Source organism: Oleiphilus sp. HI0067 (assembly GCF_001635735.1).
Genome location: NZ_LWFI01001531.1, coordinates 1 through 21,478, shown reverse-complemented (window position 1 = coordinate 21,478; position 21,478 = coordinate 1). Strand labels below are relative to the sequence as shown.

18 protein-coding genes are annotated in these 21,478 nt (G+C 45.3%); 10 read left to right on the top strand and 8 right to left on the bottom strand.

Going from position 1 to position 21,478, the window contains the following annotated elements; all coding sequences use genetic code 11:
- Positions 1 to 22: 22 nt before the first annotated feature.
- The 3 genes from pyrH to rpsB form a co-directional block, all read right to left on the bottom strand.
- Positions 23 to 775 carry a UMP kinase gene (pyrH, locus tag A3739_RS24960; protein WP_068478421.1) on the bottom strand — a complete coding sequence of 251 codons (753 nt, stop codon included), beginning with the start codon at positions 773 to 775 and terminating at the stop codon, positions 23 to 25.
- A 176-nt stretch (positions 776 to 951) separates the two neighbouring features.
- Positions 952 to 1,806 carry a translation elongation factor Ts gene (tsf, locus tag A3739_RS24955; protein ID WP_068478422.1) on the bottom strand — a complete coding sequence of 285 codons (855 nt, stop codon included), beginning with the start codon at positions 1,804 to 1,806 and terminating at the stop codon, positions 952 to 954.
- 159 nt (positions 1,807 to 1,965) lie between these two features.
- On the bottom strand, positions 1,966 to 2,706 hold the full coding sequence (gene rpsB / locus A3739_RS24950) for a 30S ribosomal protein S2 (RefSeq protein WP_068477618.1): 741 nt from the start codon (positions 2,704 to 2,706) through the stop codon (positions 1,966 to 1,968).
- A 327-nt stretch (positions 2,707 to 3,033) separates the two neighbouring features.
- Between rpsB and map the strand changes: the two genes are divergently transcribed.
- The 9 genes from map to A3739_RS24905 all read left to right on the top strand — a co-directional run bounded on the left by map (position 3,034) and on the right by A3739_RS24905 (position 11,857).
- Positions 3,034 to 3,819: a type I methionyl aminopeptidase gene (gene map, locus A3739_RS24945; RefSeq protein ID WP_068478424.1), complete on the top strand. Its 786-nt coding sequence runs from the start codon at positions 3,034 to 3,036 to the stop codon at positions 3,817 to 3,819.
- Positions 3,816 to 6,527: a [protein-PII] uridylyltransferase gene (gene glnD / locus A3739_RS24940; RefSeq protein WP_082868940.1), complete on the top strand. Its 2,712-nt coding sequence runs from the start codon at positions 3,816 to 3,818 to the stop codon at positions 6,525 to 6,527. Before map ends, glnD begins: the two co-directional genes overlap by 4 nt.
- 20 nt (positions 6,528 to 6,547) lie before the next feature.
- Positions 6,548 to 7,747, top strand: coding sequence for a succinyldiaminopimelate transaminase (gene dapC / locus A3739_RS24935; RefSeq protein ID WP_068478426.1), 1,200 nt, complete (start codon positions 6,548 to 6,550; stop codon positions 7,745 to 7,747).
- Entirely contained in the window at positions 7,744 to 8,097 is a 354-nt protein-coding gene (locus A3739_RS24930; RefSeq protein WP_068476057.1) for an ArsC family reductase, read from the top strand. The genes dapC and A3739_RS24930 overlap by 4 nt, the downstream gene beginning before the upstream one ends.
- A gap of 22 nt (positions 8,098 to 8,119) precedes the next feature.
- The gene (dapD, locus tag A3739_RS24925; RefSeq protein ID WP_068478428.1) at positions 8,120 to 9,139 is read left to right on the top strand and encodes a 2,3,4,5-tetrahydropyridine-2,6-dicarboxylate N-succinyltransferase; all 1,020 of its coding nucleotides are present in this window, start codon (positions 8,120 to 8,122) and stop codon (positions 9,137 to 9,139) included.
- A 70-nt stretch (positions 9,140 to 9,209) separates the two neighbouring features.
- A complete protein-coding gene (gene dapE / locus A3739_RS24920) occupies positions 9,210 to 10,352 on the top strand; it encodes a succinyl-diaminopimelate desuccinylase (RefSeq protein WP_068503177.1) in 1,143 nt (380 codons plus the stop codon).
- A 17-nt stretch (positions 10,353 to 10,369) separates the two neighbouring features.
- A complete protein-coding gene (locus tag A3739_RS24915) occupies positions 10,370 to 11,245 on the top strand; it encodes a putative RNA methyltransferase (protein ID WP_068478432.1) in 876 nt (291 codons plus the stop codon).
- On the top strand, positions 11,235 to 11,462 hold the full coding sequence (locus A3739_RS24910) for a hypothetical protein (RefSeq protein ID WP_068476870.1): 228 nt from the start codon (positions 11,235 to 11,237) through the stop codon (positions 11,460 to 11,462). The genes A3739_RS24915 and A3739_RS24910 overlap by 11 nt, the downstream gene beginning before the upstream one ends.
- Positions 11,459 to 11,857: a hypothetical protein gene (locus tag A3739_RS24905; protein ID WP_068476868.1), complete on the top strand. Its 399-nt coding sequence runs from the start codon at positions 11,459 to 11,461 to the stop codon at positions 11,855 to 11,857. Before A3739_RS24910 ends, A3739_RS24905 begins: the two co-directional genes overlap by 4 nt.
- A gap of 76 nt (positions 11,858 to 11,933) precedes the next feature.
- Here A3739_RS24905 and A3739_RS31275 read toward each other — a convergent pair whose 3' ends face one another.
- Positions 11,934 to 12,398 carry a cold-shock protein gene (locus tag A3739_RS31275; RefSeq protein WP_068478434.1) on the bottom strand — a complete coding sequence of 155 codons (465 nt, stop codon included), beginning with the start codon at positions 12,396 to 12,398 and terminating at the stop codon, positions 11,934 to 11,936.
- Positions 12,399 to 12,581: 183 nt separating this feature from the next.
- Between A3739_RS31275 and A3739_RS24895 the strand changes: the two genes are divergently transcribed.
- Positions 12,582 to 15,518 carry a hypothetical protein gene (locus A3739_RS24895; RefSeq protein ID WP_068478436.1) on the top strand — a complete coding sequence of 979 codons (2,937 nt, stop codon included), beginning with the start codon at positions 12,582 to 12,584 and terminating at the stop codon, positions 15,516 to 15,518.
- 67 nt (positions 15,519 to 15,585) lie between these two features.
- On the opposite strand, the gene A3739_RS24890 is transcribed toward A3739_RS24895, so the two are convergent.
- The 4 genes from A3739_RS24890 to A3739_RS24875 form a co-directional block, all read right to left on the bottom strand.
- Positions 15,586 to 16,779 (bottom strand): CaiB/BaiF CoA-transferase family protein, encoded by a 1,194-nt coding sequence (locus A3739_RS24890; RefSeq protein WP_068478439.1) that lies wholly within the window; start codon positions 16,777 to 16,779, stop codon positions 15,586 to 15,588.
- 117 nt (positions 16,780 to 16,896) lie between these two features.
- Entirely contained in the window at positions 16,897 to 18,036 is a 1,140-nt protein-coding gene (locus A3739_RS24885; RefSeq protein ID WP_068478441.1) for an acyl-CoA dehydrogenase family protein, read from the bottom strand.
- A gap of 113 nt (positions 18,037 to 18,149) precedes the next feature.
- On the bottom strand, positions 18,150 to 20,282 hold the full coding sequence (locus tag A3739_RS24880; protein ID WP_068478443.1) for a 3-hydroxyacyl-CoA dehydrogenase NAD-binding domain-containing protein: 2,133 nt from the start codon (positions 20,280 to 20,282) through the stop codon (positions 18,150 to 18,152).
- Positions 20,283 to 20,316: 34 nt separating this feature from the next.
- Positions 20,317 to 21,478: acetyl-CoA C-acetyltransferase (locus A3739_RS24875; RefSeq protein WP_068503174.1), on the bottom strand; the 1,162-nt coding region annotated here is incomplete at its 5' end.

Here is a 21,478-nt window from a genome sequence, read left to right as displayed (position 1 = left end):
CCTCTTAAAATCTACTAGTTAACTATTCTTGTTCAGATACTGGAGCTTGGGCCGGCTCAATCAAAGTACCCTCAGGTTCGCCAACCATAATAGAAGTTAACGCTCCTGGTTTATTCATATTAAAAACACGTACAGGCATTTCATGGTCGCGACACAAGCAAATGGCAGTCAAATCCATCACACCAAGCTTACGGTCGAGAACCTCATCGTAAGTAAGGCGATCAAACTTCTTCGCTTTTTTGACTTTCATAGGATCGGCATCATACACGCCGTCAACTTTTGTGGCCTTTAAAACAACATCAGACTCTACCTCTATTCCGCGCAAGCAAGCCGCAGAATCTGTCGTAAAAAATGGATTACCTGTACCTGCACTAAAAATAACAACATCGCCGTCTTTCAACCAACGCATCGCGGTCCTACGATCATAGTGCTCGACAACACCACTCATTGGTATTGCAGACATAACACGCGTGGAAATATTAGACCGCTCTAAAGCATCGCGCATTGCAAGTGCGTTCATTACAGTTGCAAGCATTCCCATATGATCACCCGTTACACGATCCATGCCCGCAGCGCTTAACGCAGCACCTCGGAACAAGTTACCGCCGCCGATTACCATACCTACCTGCACGCCAATACCGATTAGTTGACCAACTTCCAGCGCCATACGATCCAGTACCTTTGGGTCGATACCGAAGTTCTCATCACCCATGAGGGCTTCGCCACTTAATTTAAGTAGCACTCGCTTATATTTTGGCTGCAAGTTTGTTGGCATATGTCGTGTCCTGAAAAGCGTATTTGAGCGTAGCGTCACCTTAGTTTTTCTGACGCCATATAAAACAATGCCGCACCTTAAAGCTTAAGGTACGGCACCGGCGCGAATTGTAGCAAGAAGCAGAGTTTGCCGCTACGACAAAAACACTTCTTTAGATCGCATATTAGATATGGAGATTAAGCATCGCCAGCCAACTGAGCAGCAACTTCAGCTGCAAAGTCAGTCTCTTCAACCTCAATACCTTCACCCACTTCAAGGCGAACGAAAGATACGATCTCAGCACCACCTTCTTTCGCTAACTGGCCAACAGTAAGCTCTGGATTTTTAACGAAAGGCTGCTCTGTCATAGAGTTCTCTTTAAGGAACTTCTTGATACGACCACCCATCATTTTCTCAACGATCTCTGCAGGCTTACCTTCCATGTCAGGTTGCGCCTTAATGATTTCTTTCTCTTTCTCTAACTCTTCTTCAGCCATATCTTCTGGGCGAAGAACACGAGGGTTTACCGCAGTTGCGTGCATAGCGATATCTTTAGCTAACTCAGCAGAACCACCAGATAGCACAACAATTGCACCAATACGGTTGTTTGAGTGAACGTATGAACCAACAACTGCACCCTCAAGAGCTACAGCGCGACGAGGAGAGATATTCTCACCAACTTTTTGAACAAGCGCTTCACGCTCAGCATCTAACAAACCAGCAACATCAGTTGAACCGCTAGCAAACGCCTCTTCTGCAACCTTATTAGCAAACGCCAAAAAGTCTTCGTTCTTCGCAGCAAAATCTGTTTCTGAGTTAACTTCTACCAACATTGCTTTTGACGCGTCGTCAGCAACTTTAACAACAACAACACCTTCTGCAGCAGTACGACCAGCTTTCTTAGCTGCTTTCATACCGCTCTTCTTACGCAATTCTTCAATTGCCTTATCTACATCACCGTCCGTCTCAGCGAGTGCTTTTTTACACTCAAGCATACCAAGACCAGTACGCTCACGAAGCTCTTTTACCATTGAGGCACTAATTGCAGCCATGATATTTCCTCATCTATATCGCCTGTAATAGGCATTTAGGTTTGTTAGCGTCGTGGACATCGTTAAATCCCCGCCGCAAAATTTTTAGCTATTTAGTACAAAAGACCTGCAAGCGAACTTGCAGGTCTTTTGATTTTTCAAAGCTTGAAAGCTAACAGATTACTCTGCCGCTGGCGCTTCTTTTGCTTCTTCAGCAACTTCTACGTATTCGCCACCGTTTGACGCAGTGCCTTCAACTACCGCATCAGCAAATGCTTTCGCGTAGATTTGAATCGCACGAATCGCGTCATCGTTACCTGGGATAACGTAGTCAACACCATCAGGATCACTGTTAGTATCAACGATACCGATAACAGGAATACCTAATTTGTTCGCTTCTTTAATTGCGATACGCTCGTTATCAACATCGATAACAAATAACGCATCTGGCAAGCCGCCCATATCTTTGATACCGCCGATACCACGCTCAAGCTTGTCCATCTCACGCGTACGCATCAAGACTTCTTTCTTGGTTAGTTTTTCGAAAGTACCATCTTCTTTCTGCTTCTCAAGATCGCGTAAACGACGGATGCTTTGACGAATCGTTTTGTAGTTGGTCAACATACCGCCCAACCAACGATGATTCACGTAAGGCATACCCGCGCGCTCAGCTTCCTCTTTGATGATTTTGCTAGCCGCACGCTTAGTACCAACGAACAAGATTTTGTTCTTGTTCTCAGCAAGTCTTTTAACCATCGCTAAAGACTCGTTGAAAGCAGGAACTGTTTGCTCGAGGTTAATGATATGGATTTTGTTTCGGGCACCGAAGATGTATTTGCCCATTTTTGGATTCCAGTAACGAGTCTGGTGTCCGAAGTGTACACCTGCTTTAAGCAGGTCGCGCATTGAAACTGCTGCCATGTTTACATTCCTTAATGTATTGGGTTGAACCTCCACGACCCCCATTTAACAACCATCAAGACAAAAGCTATCAAGCACCCAGTTAAACGTGACGAATCATGTGCGGATTTATTTAACTAATAGCATTACTGCCATGCGAATATTCGCGGTGCGGTTTATACCATAAAGACACACCAATGAAAAGCTTAGCCGCCCACTTTGAGTTTTAAGCCTGACCTAAAGTAATAATGGCCTTTGTAATCCGCCACAGTCACTGTAGAATGGCGCGGTTAGGTCTTTTAGACTTATTCGCCCCAGACTTATTAACTACGACTATCTTTTATACTTATGACCGTCACTATTAAAACTCCTGAAGAAATCGAAAAAATGCGCATTGCCGGCGGTTTAGCCGCAGAAGCATTAGAAATGATAGGCCCTTACGTAAAAGCGGGCGTCACGACGGAAGAGTTAGACAAGATTTGTCATGATTACATTGTCAACGAGCAGCAAGCGATTCCCGCCCCTCTAAACTACAAAGGATTCCCTAAATCCATTTGCACCTCGGTTAACCATGTTATTTGTCACGGCATTCCAAGCGAGAAAAAGAAGCTGAAAAATGGTGACATCATTAACATTGACATCACAGTTATAAAAGATGGCTATCATGGCGACACCAGCAAGATGTTTTTTGTTGGTGAACCGAGTATCGCTGCGGAGCGTTTAGTTAGAATTACGCAAGAGTGCATGTATAAAGGCATTGCTTTGGTCAAACCAGGAGCTCGCTTAGGTGATATTGGCGCAGTCATTCAAAAGCACGCTGAGAGCAACTACTACTCGGTTGTGCGCGAGTATTGCGGCCATGGTATCGGCGCGGTATTCCACGAAGACCCTCAAGTCATGCACTATGGAAAGAAAGGCACAGGCATGGAGATCAAAGAAGGTATGACCTTCACGATCGAGCCGATGATCAACCAAGGAAAGCGACACTGTAAATTACTCCCGGATGAGTGGACCGTTGTCACGAAGGATCACAAGTTATCAGCGCAATGGGAACATACGATTCTTGTCACAAAAGATGGTTTTGAAGTCCTAACGATGCGCCAAGAAGAGAAAGAGCATTTCGGTTTAGCATGAACTATCAATTAGCGGAACCAACAATTAAATCCCGCTTTTTAGAACAATCTGGCATTTCACTAACAACACTGTTTGAAGATCTGACCGGCCAAGGCTATCCAGCAAAGGCTACAAAAGAATATCTAAAACGTGCTGCCGATTGCTTCGACGAACTCTATTGTGACGGCGAAGATATCCGAGCGATCATTGGCGCCAAAGCATGGTTTATGGATCAAGTTCTTAACGCTCTCTGGTCACGTTACGCGTTTGATCAAGATAATTTTTCTCTGATCGCTGTTGGTGGATATGGTCGCGGAGAGTTACAGCCTCATTCAGACATTGATCTTCTTATTCTTGCAAAAGATCAGATCCCCACTGAATCTGAAAGCGATCTAAGCAGCTTCATTACTCTGCTGTGGGACCTGTCGCTCGAAATAGGACATAGTGTTCGTACAATCGACGAATGTATTGAGCAAGCAAGCCTAGATGTAACGATTGCAACAAATCTTTTAGAGACTCGAACAATTTCCGGCGCCGAGTCATTAAAATCAACACTCACAAGCCGTATGTATTCTGACGAAGTCTATACGTCCAAAGACTACTTTATGGCCAAGTTCAAAGAGCAAGTCGAACGCCACGAACGTTATGGTGGCAACGAATACAATCTTGAGCCGAACATTAAAGCTTCGCCTGGTACACTTCGCGATATTCAGACAGTTGGCTGGATTACAAAGCGTCACTTTGGCCCTGAGGCCAAAACCGCAAGAGAACGATATCACTTTCTGACGGACGAAGAATTCAACCTCCTTCTTTCAGGGGAGACCTTTTTATGGTCTTTGCGCTATGGTCTTCAGATGGTTGCAAATCGAAGCGAAAACCGACTGCTGTTTGATCACCAACGCAAGGTTGCCAAAATTCTTGGCTACGAAGACAGTGACAATTCACTGGGCGTTGAGCTTATGATGCAGCGCTACTATCGTACTGTACTCGCTCTTGCTGAACTCGCTGATGTGATTCTTCAGTACTTTGATGGTTTTTATCTTAATCCAAATCGAGAGACTGTAACGACTCCACTGAACAACCGCTTTCAAGTTAGCAATGGCTATGTAGAGACGGTAGATGATGGTGTCTTTGATCGCTCCCCGTACGCACTGATCGAAATATTTTTGTTAATGGCGCAAAACCCTGCAATCAAGGGTATTCACGCGACAACGATTAGACTGATTCGAGAACATCAATATCTGATCGATGATAGTTTCCGCGCAGACCTAGCTAACACGACAATGTTCCGAGAGATTCTGCGAACACCGCATAGACTTCACCGAACCTTGCGCAACATGCTTAAGTACAATGTACTTTCCCGTTATTTACCTGAATTTGCCTCGACCGTCGGACAGATGCAGCACGACCTGTTTCATACCTATACTGTTGACGCGCACACCATTCGACTAGTTAGAAACATTGTTCGATTACATGACGAACAGCACAAAGAATCATTTCCGCTCGCCGCTTCGCTCGTCAAAGGACTTCCTAAGTTAGAGCTGTTGTATGTAGCAGGCATTTACCACGATATTGCCAAAGGTCGAGGCGGAGATCATTCCGAACTTGGCGCGATCGACGTTCGTGCATTCTGTCAGCGCCACCACTTTAGTGAGCGCGACACACACTTGGTTTCTTGGCTGGTTGAACAGCACTTATTGATGTCGACAACTGCTCAGAAAAAAGACGTAGCTGACCCTGAGATCATTTACGAGTTCGCAGCAAAAATACCGAGCATTGTCCATTTAGAATATCTCTATGTATTGACGGTATGCGACATTGCGGCGACGAACCCGAAGCTATGGAATACTTGGCGAGCAAGCTTACTACAGCAATTGTTTGTGGAAGCACGCCGCGCCCTACGTAAAGGCGTTGAATCTCCGGTATCAAGAGGTGCCTGGATTAACGCAACTCGCCAAGAAGTGCGTTCGACCCTGTTTCAAAAAGAGTATCTTGCCTCTCACGTAAATGACCTAGTAGATACGCTTGACGACGAGTTCTTCCTTCAAGGAGCAGTTGACGACATCGTATGGCAGTGCGAAGCGATCCTTGCACAAGAAGACAAGGCACAGCCCGTTATTGCCCTTAGAGATAAAGACGATGGTACCAATCAGGGGTTCTCGCAGCTGATGGTTTACCTACGTTCAGACGACGATCTTTTCGCTGCAAAGACCGCGATGCTTGAACAGCTCAACATTAACGTATTGAGTGCGCGCATTAGCTCAGCGAGTGGCGGCTTTACCGTAAGCAACTTCGCGATCACTAATTCTAATGGCGATTCGCTAGCAGACGACCCAGAACGAAAGTCTCTTATTATTGAAAAGCTCTCCGAGGCACTTGATGATCCAAACGACTACCCTGAAATCATTGGTAGACGAACGCCTCGCGCCCTTAAACATTTTTCATTCCCTACTGAGGTTACGCTAAGCAACGATGCAGTAAATCATCGAACAGTCGTCGAGGTCGTAACACCTGACCGTCCAGGACTACTAGCACGTATTGGCCATATTCTTTATCAGCACGATCTAAGCTTGGTAAGCGCAAGAATCGCCACCTTGGGTGAACGTGTAGAAGATGTTTTCTTTATCACGCAAGAAAACGGTTTTCCTTTGAGTGATGTTGAGCAATGCGAAACGCTACAGCACGATATTTGTACGCAGCTAGATGAGCTTGCTAGTACCGAATCCTAATTAATTGAATAGACAAGTACATGAATCCTTTATTAGACAAGCTCCAGCCTTACCCTTTTGAAAAGCTGACCAAATTACTCGGCGAGGTCCTAGCGAATCCTAAACTAGCGCCAATTAAGTTATCTATTGGCGAACCAAAACATCCGGCTCCTGAATTTGTGACCAAGATACTTATCGATAATATCAATAAGGTTGAAACGTATCCGACAACCAAGGGTATTCCTGAGTTACGCGAGTCTATTGCCAACTGGGCAACGCAACGCTTCGATTTGGCACAGTCACCGTTAAATCCAGATACTCAAGTTCTTCCTGTTAACGGAACCCGTGAAGCGATATTTTCATTTACGCAGGCTTGTGTGGACGATACGGCAAACGGCCTTGTTGTTAGCCCTAATCCTTTTTATCAGATATATGAAGGGGCAACATATCTCTCAGGCGTAGATCTTAAACTTTTACCATGTCTTGAAGAACATGGTTTTCAACCTGATTTTGATGCCGTTGATGAAGAAACTTGGCAACGCTGTCAGATTCTATTTTTATGTTCTCCCGGCAACCCCACTGGTGCGGTTGTTGATCTTGAAACGCTAGAGCAGCTCATCCATCTATCAGACAAGTATGATTTTGTACTTGCGTCAGATGAGTGTTATTCAGAAATCTACACGGACGAGACCAATGCGCCAATTGGCCTACTCGAAGCGTGTGTAAAACTGGGCCGAGTTGATTACAAAAACTGTATCGTTTTTCACTCTTTGTCCAAGCGTTCTAATTTACCCGGCCTCCGCTCTGGGTTTGTAGCGGGCGATGCTGACTTACTCGCGCAGTATTTGAAGTATCGTACTTATCATGGCTGTGCACTACCCGTGCATCACCAACTCGCAAGTATCGCGGCGTGGAATGATGAAACTCATGTTGTGGAAAACCGAGATCAATATCGCGCCAAGTTCAAAGCTGTGCTAGAAATTTTGGAACCGGTCATGGATGTTGAGCAGACCGACGCAAGCTTCTATTTATGGGCAGAAACACCAATAAGTGACGAACAGTTCGCGCAACAATTGTTTAAAGAACAAAATGTCACGGTTGTACCCGGTTCTTATCTCTCACGCGCCGTTGGCGGAATAAACCCTGGAGCAAACCGCGTCAGAATGGCACTTGTTGCCCCCGTAGATGAATGCGTCGAAGCAGCAAACAGAATCAAAACATTTATTGAAGGTTTGAAATGAGTACTTCTACCAAAATCTACGGCATTAAAGCTTGCGATACGATGAAAAAAGCCACTACTTGGTTAACCAATCACGATATCGAATTCGAGTTCCATGACTACAAAAAGTCTGGCATCACACAAGAAAAACTCGAGTTTTGGTTAAGTCATGTGGAATGGGATCAACTCATTAATAAACGTGGTACAACTTGGCGAAAGCTAAGTGACGAGCAAAAGACCGATGTAAATAATCAAAAAGCAATCGTACTGATGCTTGAAAATCAGTCGCTTATAAAACGCCCGTTGATCGAATACAACAACCAGGTTTACTTAGGCTTCAAACCTGAGACCTACGAAACAATTTATTCTTAAACGACACGAATACGGAAAGATTATGACAGTAGCAATTGGCCTAGGTGTAGGCTCAAAAAACGCAAATGGCGAATGGCTTGAAACGTTATTCCCAGCTCCGCTATATCAACCTGAGCAAGGCCTTGTTGACGCACTTCTCTCTACATTAGGTTTAGATGGCGGAAACCAGACGCTGACACTCACTGCGGAGCAAACGCAGCTTATCGCTGACACCCACGCACTCGGCGAGCTATCTGTTGTTGCAGAAAAACTAAGAAGCTCAGAAAACCCTGTCGCTCTCGTTATTATTGAAGAAGATACGACAGCATCGAGCACACCAGAGGTGTACTTAAAGCTACACCTTATCTCTCATCGTCTAGTGAAGCCTCACGGCATCAAGCTCGACGGAATCTTTGGTCTACTTCCTAACGTCGCATGGACAAACGAAGGCGCAATCGACTTAGCAGAATTACCACAACGCCAACTTGAAGCGCGTATGCAAGGTAAAGTCATTGAAGTGAAGTCTGTCGACAAATTCCCACAAATGACCGACTATGTGGTTCCTTCTGGTGTTCGTATTGCTGATGCGGCGCGCGTTCGTCTCGGCGCTTATATCGGTGAAGGCACCACCATTATGCACGAAGGTTTTGTTAACTTTAACGCTGGCACCGAAGGCACTTCAATGGTTGAAGGCCGTATTTCGGCGGGCGTTATGGTCGGTAAAGGCTCTGACCTTGGCGGCGGCTGTTCGACAATGGGCACGCTATCAGGCGGTGGTAATATCACCATTTCGGTTGGTGAAAGCAGCTTAATCGGTGCAAATGCAGGTATCGGTATTCCACTAGGCGATCGCTGTACTGTTGAGTCTGGGCTATATATCACAGCAGGTACAAAAGTTGTGATGCTAGACGCTGATGGAAATGAAGTTGAAACAGTTAAAGCGAGAGACCTTGCCAATAAAGCAGACTTACTATTCCGACGTAACTCTGCTAACGGTCGTGTTGAGTGTTTAACTAACAAGACCGCAATTGAGCTTAACGAAGCGCTTCACGCGAACAATTAAGCTTTAATAGATAGGGGCAGCTTAATGCCCCTTCTTCAAGTGATATTTATATTCATACAAAGAGCTTCTGATGCCAGATATCAACACGCCCACTATCAAACTAACGCAACAACTTATTCAGCAACCTTCCGTGACGCCTGATGACCATGGCTGCCAAAAAATAATGGAAGATCGTCTTGATAAGCTTGGTTTTATTTGTGAGGCAATGGACTTCGAAGACGTGACTAACCTTTGGGCGCGTAAAGGCCGCCAGTGGCCGCTCGTTTGTTTTGCTGGCCACACCGATGTTGTTCCAACTGGACCTGAGTACCAGTGGCAATACCCTCCTTTTGAAGCACGCATTGAAGACGGGCATATTCATGGACGCGGTACCGCAGACATGAAAGGTAGTTTAGCGGCGTTTATCACGGCAACTGAGCGCTTCATCGAAAAGTATCCAGAGCATAAAGGCTCTATCGCCTACTTGATTACGAGTGATGAAGAAGGTCCAGCGAAAAATGGAACGGTAAAGGTCATCGAAACCTTAGAAGCTCGTAACGAGAAAATTGACTGGTGTCTTGTTGGCGAACCCTCAAGCACCACAACGCTAGGTGATGTCATTAAGAATGGCCGTCGTGGCTCTTTGAACGCAAAGCTTACTATCAAAGGTAAGCAAGGGCATGTTGCCTACCCGCACCTTGCAGATAATCCTATCCATAAAGCTTCCAGAGCGCTTGCTGAATTAGCAGATATTGAATGGGACCAAGGAAATGAGTTCTTTCCAGCAACCTCTTTCCAAATCACCAACTTTAACTGCGGAACTGGCGCTACTAATGTCATTCCAGGCGTTGGTGAAGTGTTGTTTAACTTTAGATATTGCACAGAGGTGACAGCAGAAGAGCTCACAGAGAAAACCGAAGCAGTACTCGAAAAGTATGACTTAGACTACGACATTGTATGGAACCTGAGCGGACGACCATTTCTTACTGAGGCAGGCCCACTCGTTGAGGCCGCCGTTGCGTCAATTAAAGAAGTCAAAGGAATTGATACCGAGCTATCCACTAGTGGAGGCACATCAGACGGCCGGTTTATCGCGCCAACAGGTGCACAGGTCTTAGAGCTTGGCCCATTAAATGCGACCATTCACCAAGTGAACGAGCACGTAAGCGTTCAGGATTTGAATGATTTGTCAGATATCTATGAAGGTATACTGACGCGGTTGCTAGCGCCATAGTTTACTAGCCCAAGACAATGAATGATCAATTGCCACATCTCAAATGCCCTGTGTGCGGCAAGCCGCTCAAACTCATGGAGCGCACCTTGAGATGTGAGCAAAACCATTGTTTTGATCGCGCTAAACAAGGTTACTTCAACCTACTTCTCAACCAAGATAAATCTAGCAAGAACCCTGGCGATACGATCGAGATGGTACAAGCTCGTCAACGGTTTCTAGCGCTTGGCCATTACCGAGCCATTGTTGATGCTTGTATTAGTCAAATAAGTCATCATGCGAAGTCGCACCAAGTGCCTACCATCACGTACACAGACATAGCCTGCGGTGAAGGCTACTACACTCAACAGTTCCATAATTTTCTAGCACGCGATATGTCTCTTGAATGCGCCTTAACTGGTATAGATATTTCTATACCAGCAATTCGCACAGCTGCCAAACGAGTGAAAGAGGCAGCATGGTTAGTTGGCAATGCGTTTCGATTGCCCGTCTCAGATCATAGTCAGAGCCTTGTAACACATATGTTTTCACGTCCCTGTATGTCGGAAGCACGACGCATCATTATGAATGATGGGCTGCTTCTTGACGTGTCAGCAGGCCAAAACCATCTCATTGAATTGCGGAAGCACTTATACCCAGACGTAAAAATTAAAAAGCGGGTAGAGAAAACACCGATATCAAACGAGGATTTTGAATTACTCGAAGACCAACGCGTTTCTTATACCTTCACGCTCAACTCAAAAGACGCCATTCTTGACCTCATCACAATGACTCCACATGTTTGGCGTGCGCAACGCTCTGAGATCGAGCGCACCGCAGAATTGAGATCGCTTTCATTAAGCTGCGATGTATATGTTGCAAGCTATAAACCAAAGAATCATATAAATGGAAACTAGATTTAAGCTATTCTTTGTGTTCAGCGCACTCTTATTGATATCACTCTCTGGCTTAACCTACGCTGAGTTTTATATGGAAGATTCAGTGCAACAAGAACTAATTGGTCTAGTTTCATTAATAGCAGCAGCCCTATCGATATTTGGCGTTGTCGCTGCATATGTCATGATATTGTGGCAACGACTAAAACGCTTTTTCACTACGGATACACGACGATGACACAGCAACCCGATGTAGAGATTTATATAAAGAATGTTGTGCTCAACGACCTCGCTTCATGGCTCGCCGAAGTTTTTAGCGACACAGATATAAAACTGATCACTAATATCAAATTAGATAGCCCTAAGCCCGTCACTACGCATATATCTCTGGACGAACAACGCATTGAGTTAATGATAACTCCACGCGCAGCAGGAAAGGCTTACACAAGTATATGGTTTAAGAGCCAGAATACTCCGTGGGAAAGTGACCTAGAATGTGCTCATTCGGCGTTAACTAATATGGATACGGAAGTCAGATGTTCTGCAGAATCGTATACGGAATCAGAAGAAGAATTTAGTGAGAAATGGTGGAAACTTACAAGAGATTCAAAAGAATTAGTGGTTTGGGCTTAACTGCCTAGATTTAGCGTGAGCTCCCCACTCACACTAAATCTAGGCAATTACAGCAATTAGCCAGACACAGTATTTGTTATTTAACGACAGATACGTTGTCCGCCTGCTTACCTTTCTCACCAACAGAAATGTCAAAGCGAACATTCTGACCCTGACGCAAACTACGACGACCGCGACCACGAATAGATCTAAAGTGCACGAAGATGTCATCACCTGACTCTGTTGTAATAAACCCAAAGCCTTTATTTACGTTGAACCATTTTACGCTTCCGTAATTTGAGCCTTCATCACCGCCAACTTCGTCATCGGCATCATCACAAGGCTGAGAGCGAACATCTGAGTCAAAAAACAAACTCGAAATCACTGACGCAACTAAAAATAAAACGAATGCTGCCGCGTAGAAAGCCATTCCATTAGACGTATTTAAAAAATCAATTGCTGATTGTTCGCTTGCGAACACATCCAAACGTGAGCCGGCTAAGAATATAAGGAAAGGAAACGGAAGCGCGACCAAGGCACTAATCGTTATCTTCTTAAACATGAAAATATCTCTTTTAAAATTGTTAGCATTATTAATAAGCTACAGATGTAACGTAGCTCAAAGATTTGTTGCCAAGACAACTGCTACATTGAATCACAATATGTTTTTATATAAAACTGCGATTTGTCCAACCTTTCAATTCATTAATCGCTACGACCATAATAAAAGGACTCGCCGCCAATCATGCGTATTTTCGCCGCTTGTTTAGCGCTTATTTTTAGCGCCTCTATCTCCGCATTTGAGCACTTCTCAATCACGCGTGACTGGCAAACGATTGAAGGGCAATACTCTAAGGTTACTTACCCAAAAACTAGAGAGAAAGAAGCCCTGCATGCTCTTGCGTCTGCGGATAATGTACTGCCTCAACTTAGTGACTATTTATCTTGGACACCCTTCGACAAAGTCGAAATCGTATTAAGCGATCAAAGTAGCTCAGCGAATGGTTACGCAACGCCTTTCCCTTATAACCGAAGCGTATTATTTCTCGCATTGCCCTCTGGTGTTAGCGAGCTTCAAGACTACGATAACTGGTTAGACTTACTGATCCTGCACGAGATGACCCATATTATCCATCTCGATAAAACACGTGATGCGGCGAGTTACCCGCGTTACATATTCGGACGGAATATCTTTTCTTTCCCAAACATATTTTTATCTACCTTTTTTAAAGAAGGCCTAGCTACTTACGCAGAAACATCTTTAGATAAAAACGTGGGAAGAGGACAAAGCGCCTACTACGATATGGTGATGCGAACCGAAGTCGAATCAGGTCTCTTACCCTTAGGCAAAATTCAACAAAGCACTAGGGATTGGCCGTTCAACAAAAGCTATAGCTACGGCGTAAAGTTCTATCAATTTTTAGAGTCGAAATACGGTCCAGATAGCATTCCACGGTATGTTGAAGCAACAAGTGGAAGGCTGATTCCTTTTCTCGTCGATGGCCCAGCGAAATTCGCAACATTTTCAGACGGGTTAAAAGAGCTGTGGGCCGAATATTTAACCTGGCTTGAGCTCGAGTATTCACAAACAGTTGAGGTAAGAACCGCTAATCAAACGACTTTTTCTCCTGTTACAAATACTGGTTACATCAATAGGAGTCCTTATTTTGGTGAAGACGGTTCACTGTATTTCATCGCGTTTGATCCTTATGGCCCGAGCACGCTGTCTGTTTCAAAAGACGGAGAGATTCACTCACTAGAACAAACACAATCAACCGCACAGATCGTGTATGTTGACGCAGACCACGTATTTTATATACAACCAAGCCCTTGCGGCCACCACGCAACGAGCAATGCACTCTATGTTTACAACATTGAACTAGGCAAAGCCTCACAAATAAAAGATTGTACGGGCTACAACAGCGCCGCATTTTTTCAGACCAATGACAAGCTAACGCTAGCAGCTGTGAAATCAGATGGCTTAATTAAATCTTTAGTGACCGCTGAGTTTATTAATGGCAATTTGGAAAACGAACGAACTCTATATACGCCAAACTCATATGAAAACTTAGCCACGCCCTTATGGAAAGACGCTAATACAATCTTATTGACGCGAAAGCCACCATCACAGCCATGGCAGCTAGTTGAATATAGTTTGAATGGCCAGTCTTTAAACATCGTATTGAGCGAAGCGAACACCAATATATTTGAAATCTACGCCGGCCCTACCTCACAAAACGTCATACTGAGCAGCGATAAAAATGGATTTATAGAGTTATGGTCATATCATCTAGAACAACAGTCACTGAACCCTTTGACGATCAGTATTGGGGGCGCGAGTTCGGGATCATATAGCGCTCAAACTGGACAGCTCGCCTATCGCTATTACAGCGACAAGGGATGGGACATCGTATCAACCGACTATAAAGAATTATCTCCTGTCATTAATGCGGAAAAGAGCGCGGAGAGAAATGCGGAGAAAACCGCGGAAAGTAACCCAGAAAACAACGCCATGCCAGGTACAGTTCAATCACCTCATTCATACAAGGGCTTAGAATTAGATACAAGCTCGCATCAAGATCGTGAACATAAACCCCTCTTACAACACGACTACAATCCGCTTGAAAGTATTGCACCCCAGTCTTGGTTTTTTGGTTTCACTAGCGACAACACCAACACCACAGCCTCAATCATTCTTAACGGGCGCGATGTCTTAAATTTTCATAACTGGGGGCTTATCGCGGGTAGAGATTTCGACAACGACTTAAATGTCTTTTCTGGCGCTTATACCTTATACAACCATCTCACTGCATTGTACTCACGTGCATACGATTACACCGAAGGCAGCGCCTCGGGGCCCCCAGCCTTCGTAGACAAAGCGCGCCTCATAGAAGACCAAGAAGACAGCGCGTTACTGGCGCATAAAACATGGCGTTTTGATTTTTCCCAATTGACCCTTACTGGAGGTGTAAACAATTATCAGCGCACCCTCGAGGATCAGTTCACCAACACCCAGCAATCAATCCACGTCGAAACATTAGGGCTTAGCGCGATATACAACAACGCCATTCAAGCTTTATATGGGGTTAGCCCAGCGCACGGTCGCACCATTCAACTCAACATCGAACGAGATCGTGTCGAGATAAATTCTGGTGATCAGTCATATGGAAACGTTTGGATCCTTGATTGGCGCGAGTACATCGCACTCTATGGCCCACATACACTAGCCTTGCGCGCATTTATAGGTGAAGCGCAAACTGGAGCAGACTTCTTTGATTTAGGCGATAGCCCGTCCATCACCGCATTTAAACAAGGCTTGATTCACCAACGCGAAAAACCATTGCGAGGCTATCCAGATTCTGCACAAGAGCTTCGCGGCTTTAAGCCAAGTATTTATTCGGCCGATTACCGATTCCCTATCGCCTATGTCGACCAGGGAATCGACGCTTGGCCTATTGGTCTTCACACCATCTCTGGAGCGCTATTTTATGAATCCGGCACGCCAAACCGAGACAAATCAACGTTTGATGCCGCCGGAGTGGAGCTAAATGTCGGTCTAGATTTGGGTTACAGCGCGCTGCCGGTCGCATTGAGGCTAGGCACTGCATTTCCGTTTGACGAAACATCTACCGCACCGGACAAAGATCCAAATTATTACTTAGGGATCGGATACAGTCTCTAAGCTTTTATGGTTAGTTAATACGAAAATCGATTGTCTGCGCTGAGAAATAGTGCAGACATTCTCTCTTTTACCCCTGCTTAATACAGCCACTTTTCTTGAGCTCTTCAAGTTGACCAGCATCAAAGCCAAACTGACCTAGCACCTCATCGGTATGGGCTCCTAACGGTGCACCTAAACTTGGTTCTTGAACCCTATCAAATGGCAAAGCACTTGCAATTTGTTTCACGCTTTCACCGCTTTCTAATTGAACATCAATAAACATTTTCCGCGCCTTAAATTGAGGATGTTCAGCAGCTTCGTTCACTGTAATAACAGGCTCAACGCAAGCGTCTAGCTTGCCAAATATATCGATCCACTTGGCTTGCGTTTGCGCCGAAATCTTTTCTGCAATCGCTGCGCGCAAGGATGTCTGCGTCTCAGGTCTTTGATCGGCAATTTTTGATAACCAGTCACTAAGCTCCAATGTCTGCAATAAGCTCATTGCAAAATTAGGCTCTAAGCTACCGATCGAGATAAACTTGCCATCGGCTGTTTCATAATACTCATAGAATAAGCCTCCATTGAGCATTCCTGACCCTAACTCAGGATCCTGTCCGCTGACTAATGCCCCAGCACCGAACATGGTGTTAAGACTCAATGCAGCATCTGCCATTGATATATCTAAGTATGCACCCTTGCCTGTATTTGGGCGTGCGAATAATGCAGCAAGAATAGACATCACCGCATGATGAGAGCCTCCGGCTATGTCAGCAATTTGTGTTGCAGAAAGTACCGGCCCCGTTTCCTTCCGTCCTGAATAGCTCGCCAGTCCCGATAAAGCTAAGTAATTGATATCATGCCCCGCCCTGTCCTTGTATGGGCCAGTTTGACCGTAGCCAGTAATTGAACAGTAAACGAGCTGTGGGTTAATTGACGACAAAACCTCATAATCTAGGCCAAGCCTTTGCATCACACCAGGGCGAAACTGCTCGATCACAACATCATAATCAGAAATCAATTTCTCGATGATTGATTTGGCAGCAGGATTCTTTAAATCGATCGCAATCGACTTTTTGTTACGATTAATCGATGCGTGCGCCGCCGACACCTTCGCTTTACCTTGACCGACCATAGGCGGCATCACTTTCAATAAGTCAGGCCGATTTGGCGCCTCGATTCTCAGCACCTCGGCTCCCATATCAGCAAGTAACTGAGTTGCGTAAGGACCAGGTAACAAAGTTGAAAAATCTAGGACGCGGACGCCTTCTAATGGTAGGGACATATTCAATGGTAAGCTCTTGTGATTGTTTAAGGTTGCTGTCTTATTCTAGGAATACCGAGGTCAGAGTAATATTACTCTGACCCCAACATGACATCGTGACTCACATACAAACGAAGATCAGACCATTGACCTTGCAATGATTAGCTTCATGATTTCATTCGTGCCTGCGTATATCTTTTGAACGCGCGCATCAGCATAAGCACGTGCAACCGGATATTCCCACATGTAGCCGTAACCGCCATGCAGTTGCAAACATTCATCTATCACATCGCATTGAATTTCAGTGGTTAGATATTTAATCTTCGCCGCTGTCACTACATCCAACTTACCTTCAAGGTGAAGTTCCAAGCATTTATCTACAAAAACACGCACCATAGTGAGCGTTGAGGACATTTCAGCGAGTTTGAATTGAGTGTTCTGGAACGCCGAAATTGGTTTGCCGAAAGCTTTACGCTCTTTAACGTAAGCAAGCGTTTGTTTGAAGATTGACTCAGCATTAGCAATAGCATTCAAACCGACTGACAAACGCTCTTGTGGCAACTCTTGCATCAAGTAAATAAAGCCCATACCTTCAGCACCAAGTAAGTTTTCTTTCGGCACTTTTACATCTTGGAAGAATAACTCAGAAGTATCCTGAGCTTTCATACCAATCTTTTCTAAGTTCGTGCCTTTAGAAAATCCTGCTGAATCCGCATCAACTAATAATAAGCTGGTGCCTTTTGCGCCGCCGTCTGGGTCAGTCTTCGCAACAACGATGTAAAGATCTGCCAACTGGCCGTTAGTAATAAAGGTCTTCGATCCATTCAATACATAGTGATCCCCATCGAGCACAGCATTGGTCTTGACACCCTGTAAGTCCGATCCCGTTCCCGGCTCAGTCATCGCAATCGCGGTGACAATCTCACCGCTTACACATTTCGGAAGATATTTTTGCTTCTGTTCTTCCGTGCCGTAACGCTCGATATAAGGAACCGCGATATCCGAATGCAACCCAAAACCAATGCCACTCAGGCCAAGCTCTGCAACCACTTCATCTACGATCGCGTTATAACGAAAATCTGCGCCTACACCGCCATATTCTTCGACAACTGTTGGAGACAAATAGCCTTGCTGGCCAGCCTTCGTCCACAGTTCACGTGATACATGGCCGTCTTTTTCCCATTGGGCATGGTAAGGCACAGCCTCTTCTTCCAAGAACTTTCGAAGACTATCTCGAAACATCTCGTGTTCAGATTCATAAACAGTACGTGGGATCATATTGAAACCTCTTTATAGCTTGGGCGGAATTGATTATCTCGCCCCGTTTTATGTTTATTACCTTAATTATTCTTATTACTAGATGCCCAACGTGAGACGTCAGGCTTCTAGCACTAATCTTTAAATGTCTCACCTTTCTGAGCCATTTCTTTCAGTAACTCTGGAACTGCAAAGCGATCGCCAAATCGTTCGTGAAGTTCTTCGGCGCGTGCCACGAACTCTGGTAGTCCAGTTTGGTTGATGAACTGTAAAATACCGCCAGTCCACACTGGGTATCCAATACCCATAATCGAACCGATATTAGCGTCACGCACAGACGTAAGCACTTTCTCTTCAAAACACCTAACAGTTTCAATCGCTTGAATATACAAAAGACGATCTTGCAGATCTTCGAGCGCAAACTCAGCGCTTTGACCAAACAACTCCGTTAGACCAGACCACAGGTGTTTCTTGCCTGCTGCGGGGTATTCGTAAAAACCGCCACCAGCTAATTTGCCGGGACGACTCGCTTCTAGCATTTTGTCTACCACAGCATCTGCTGGGTGAACTTTATATTGTTTGCCCTCAGCCTCCATATCACGAATAGTTTGGTTACGAATTTTCTCGACCAAGGTCATGCTCACTTCATCTGTGACGGCAATTGGACCAACAGGGAAGCCAGATAAGAACGCCGCATTTTCGATGGCAGCTGCAGGTACACCCTCGCCCAACATAGCCATACCTTCATTTGCATAAGTGCCAAATACACGAGAGGTATAAAAACCACGGCTATCGTTCACAACAATAGGTACTTTCGCGATCTGCTGAACAAAGTCATAAGCTCGGGCTAAGGTTTCATCGGAAGTTTGCTGACCGCAGATAATTTCGACCAACGGCATCTTGTCGACAGGCGAGAAGAAGTGCAGACCGATGAACCTTTCAGGACGCGCTGACGACTCAGCAAGACCTGTTATCGGTAAAGTAGAGGTATTTGATGCAAAGACACCTGTTTCGAGCATCTGTGCTTCAGCTTCTTGCGTTACCTTGGCCTTTAAACCACGATCTTCAAACACTGCTTCGATAATAATATCGCAGCCTTCTAAATCAGCGGCATCCGCAGTTGGATGAATGCGCGCCAAGGTCGCATCGCGCTTATCTGCACTCAGACGGCCTTTCTTAACTTTCTTATCAAGAATATTCTGACTGTACTCTTTACCTTTCTCTGCCGATTCTTGGCTGACATCTTTCAGAACAACCTCGATACCACGCGTTGATGCAGAATATGCAATACCAGCACCCATCATCCCTGCGCCAAGCACACCCAGCTTTTTGAATTTCGTTTTCTCAACACCCTCAGGACGTGCCGCACCACCGTTGATTTCATTAAGCTGATACCAGAATGTATTAATCATGTTTTTAGAAACCTGACCACATACCAACTCAACGAAATAACGCGTCTCTATGCGCATTGCTGAGTCGATATCCACCTGAAGACTTTCTACCATCACAGACAAGATCGCTTCAGGCGCAGGTAAAACACCTTTCGTTTTGTCGCGCATCATTGCCGGTGCTATCGGTAGCATCTTCGCGAGTGCAGGATTAGTTGGTTTACCGCCAGGTACTTTATAGCCTTTCACATCATACGGCTGCTGAACTTTCGGGTTCGCTTTGATAAATGCAATCGCTGCATCAACAAGCTCGTCTTCAGACGCGACGATCTCATCGATCAACCCCAGCTCTTTACCTTTCTCTGGCTTAAACTGCTTGCCTTCTGTCAGGTATGGCAAAGCAGCTTGCAGACCAAGCAATCGTGACATGCGCACAACGCCGCCCCCACCAGGAAGCAAGCCAAGCGTCACTTCAGGTAAGCCGAGCTTCACGCCTTCGCTGACAGATATTCTGTGATGACAGGCAAGTGCTAATTCCCAACCGCCACCAAGCGCTGCACCATTAATACAGGCAACAACCGGCTTGCCACAGGTTTCGAGATAACGCATCGACACTTTAATGCTCTGTACCATGTCGTATAACTGCTGCGCATTTTCTCGCTGCGTCGCGAACAAATCATCAAGATTACCGCCGGCAAAAAATGTTGTCTTATTCGAACGAAATACCACACCGTCGAAATCATCACCCTTAAGCTGTTCAACCGCGGCAACCATAGACTCGGTGAACTCTTGGTCCATCAAGTTGGCACCAGAATTGGGCTTATCAAGAATCAGGTGAACAATATTATTTTGATCTTTTTCGTAGATAACTGAACTCATGAAATTTTCCTTAAACCTTCTCTAATTCTTGTTCTCAAACACGTTCAATAATTGTCGCGATACCCATACCACCGCCTACACATAAGGTGGCCAGTCCGGTTTTCAAATCACGTGCCTCTAACTCATCGAGAAGTGTTCCAAGAATCATGGCGCCGGTAGCACCTAATGGATGCCCCATAGCGATTGAACCGCCATTCACGTTAACTTTGTCAGGGTTAACACTCATCTCATCAATAAAGCGCATCACTACTGACGCGAAAGCTTCATTGACTTCAAATAAATCAATATCATCTACTGACATGCCTGCGACTTTCAGTGCTTTTCGAGCAGATGGTGCTGGACCTGTAAGCATGATAGTTGGGTCCGTACCAACTACTGCCGTAGAAACAATACGAGCACGAGGTTTCATACCAAATTTCTCACCCGCTTCAGCGCTACCAATCAACACTGCCGCAGCGCCATCAACGATACCCGATGAATTACCCGGGCTATGAACGTGAGTAATACTTTCTACTTGTGGGTAGCGCTGACGTGCTACACCATCAAAGCCCATATCACCCATCATCTGGAACGAGGCTTTTAGCCCGCCTAAGGTTTCTAGATTACTATCTGCGCGAACAAGCTCATCATGAGCAAGTATCGTAATGCCATTGCGATCGGTCACTGGAATGACTGATTTACCGAACGACCCGCGTTCCCACGCAGCCGCTGCTTTTTTATGAGAGTTCATGGCAAAGGTATCAACATCTTCGCGCGAATATCCGCCAAGCGTTGCGATTAAGTCAGCACCGATACCTTGAGGCATAAACCCTGTATCAAAGTTGGTCTCTGGGTCCATTGCCCAAGCACCACCATCACTACCCATTGGCACACGTGACATAGACTCAACGCCACCCGCGACAACAAGATTTTCCCAACCCGAACGAATCTTCATTGCAGCGGTATTTACGGCTTCTAAACCAGATGCACAGAAACGATTGAGCACAACACCAGCAACGTCCTCATCCCATCCCGCTGCAAGTGCAGCAGTTTTAGCGATGTCCGCGCCCTGATCACCAACCGCCGTCACACAGCCCATTACAATGTCATCTACATAATTTGTATCGAAACCATTGCGCTCTTGTAAGGTGTTTAATAAGTCGGACAGCAAAGTAACTGGTTTTACTTCATGAAGTGCGCCAGTCGCCTTCCCTCGA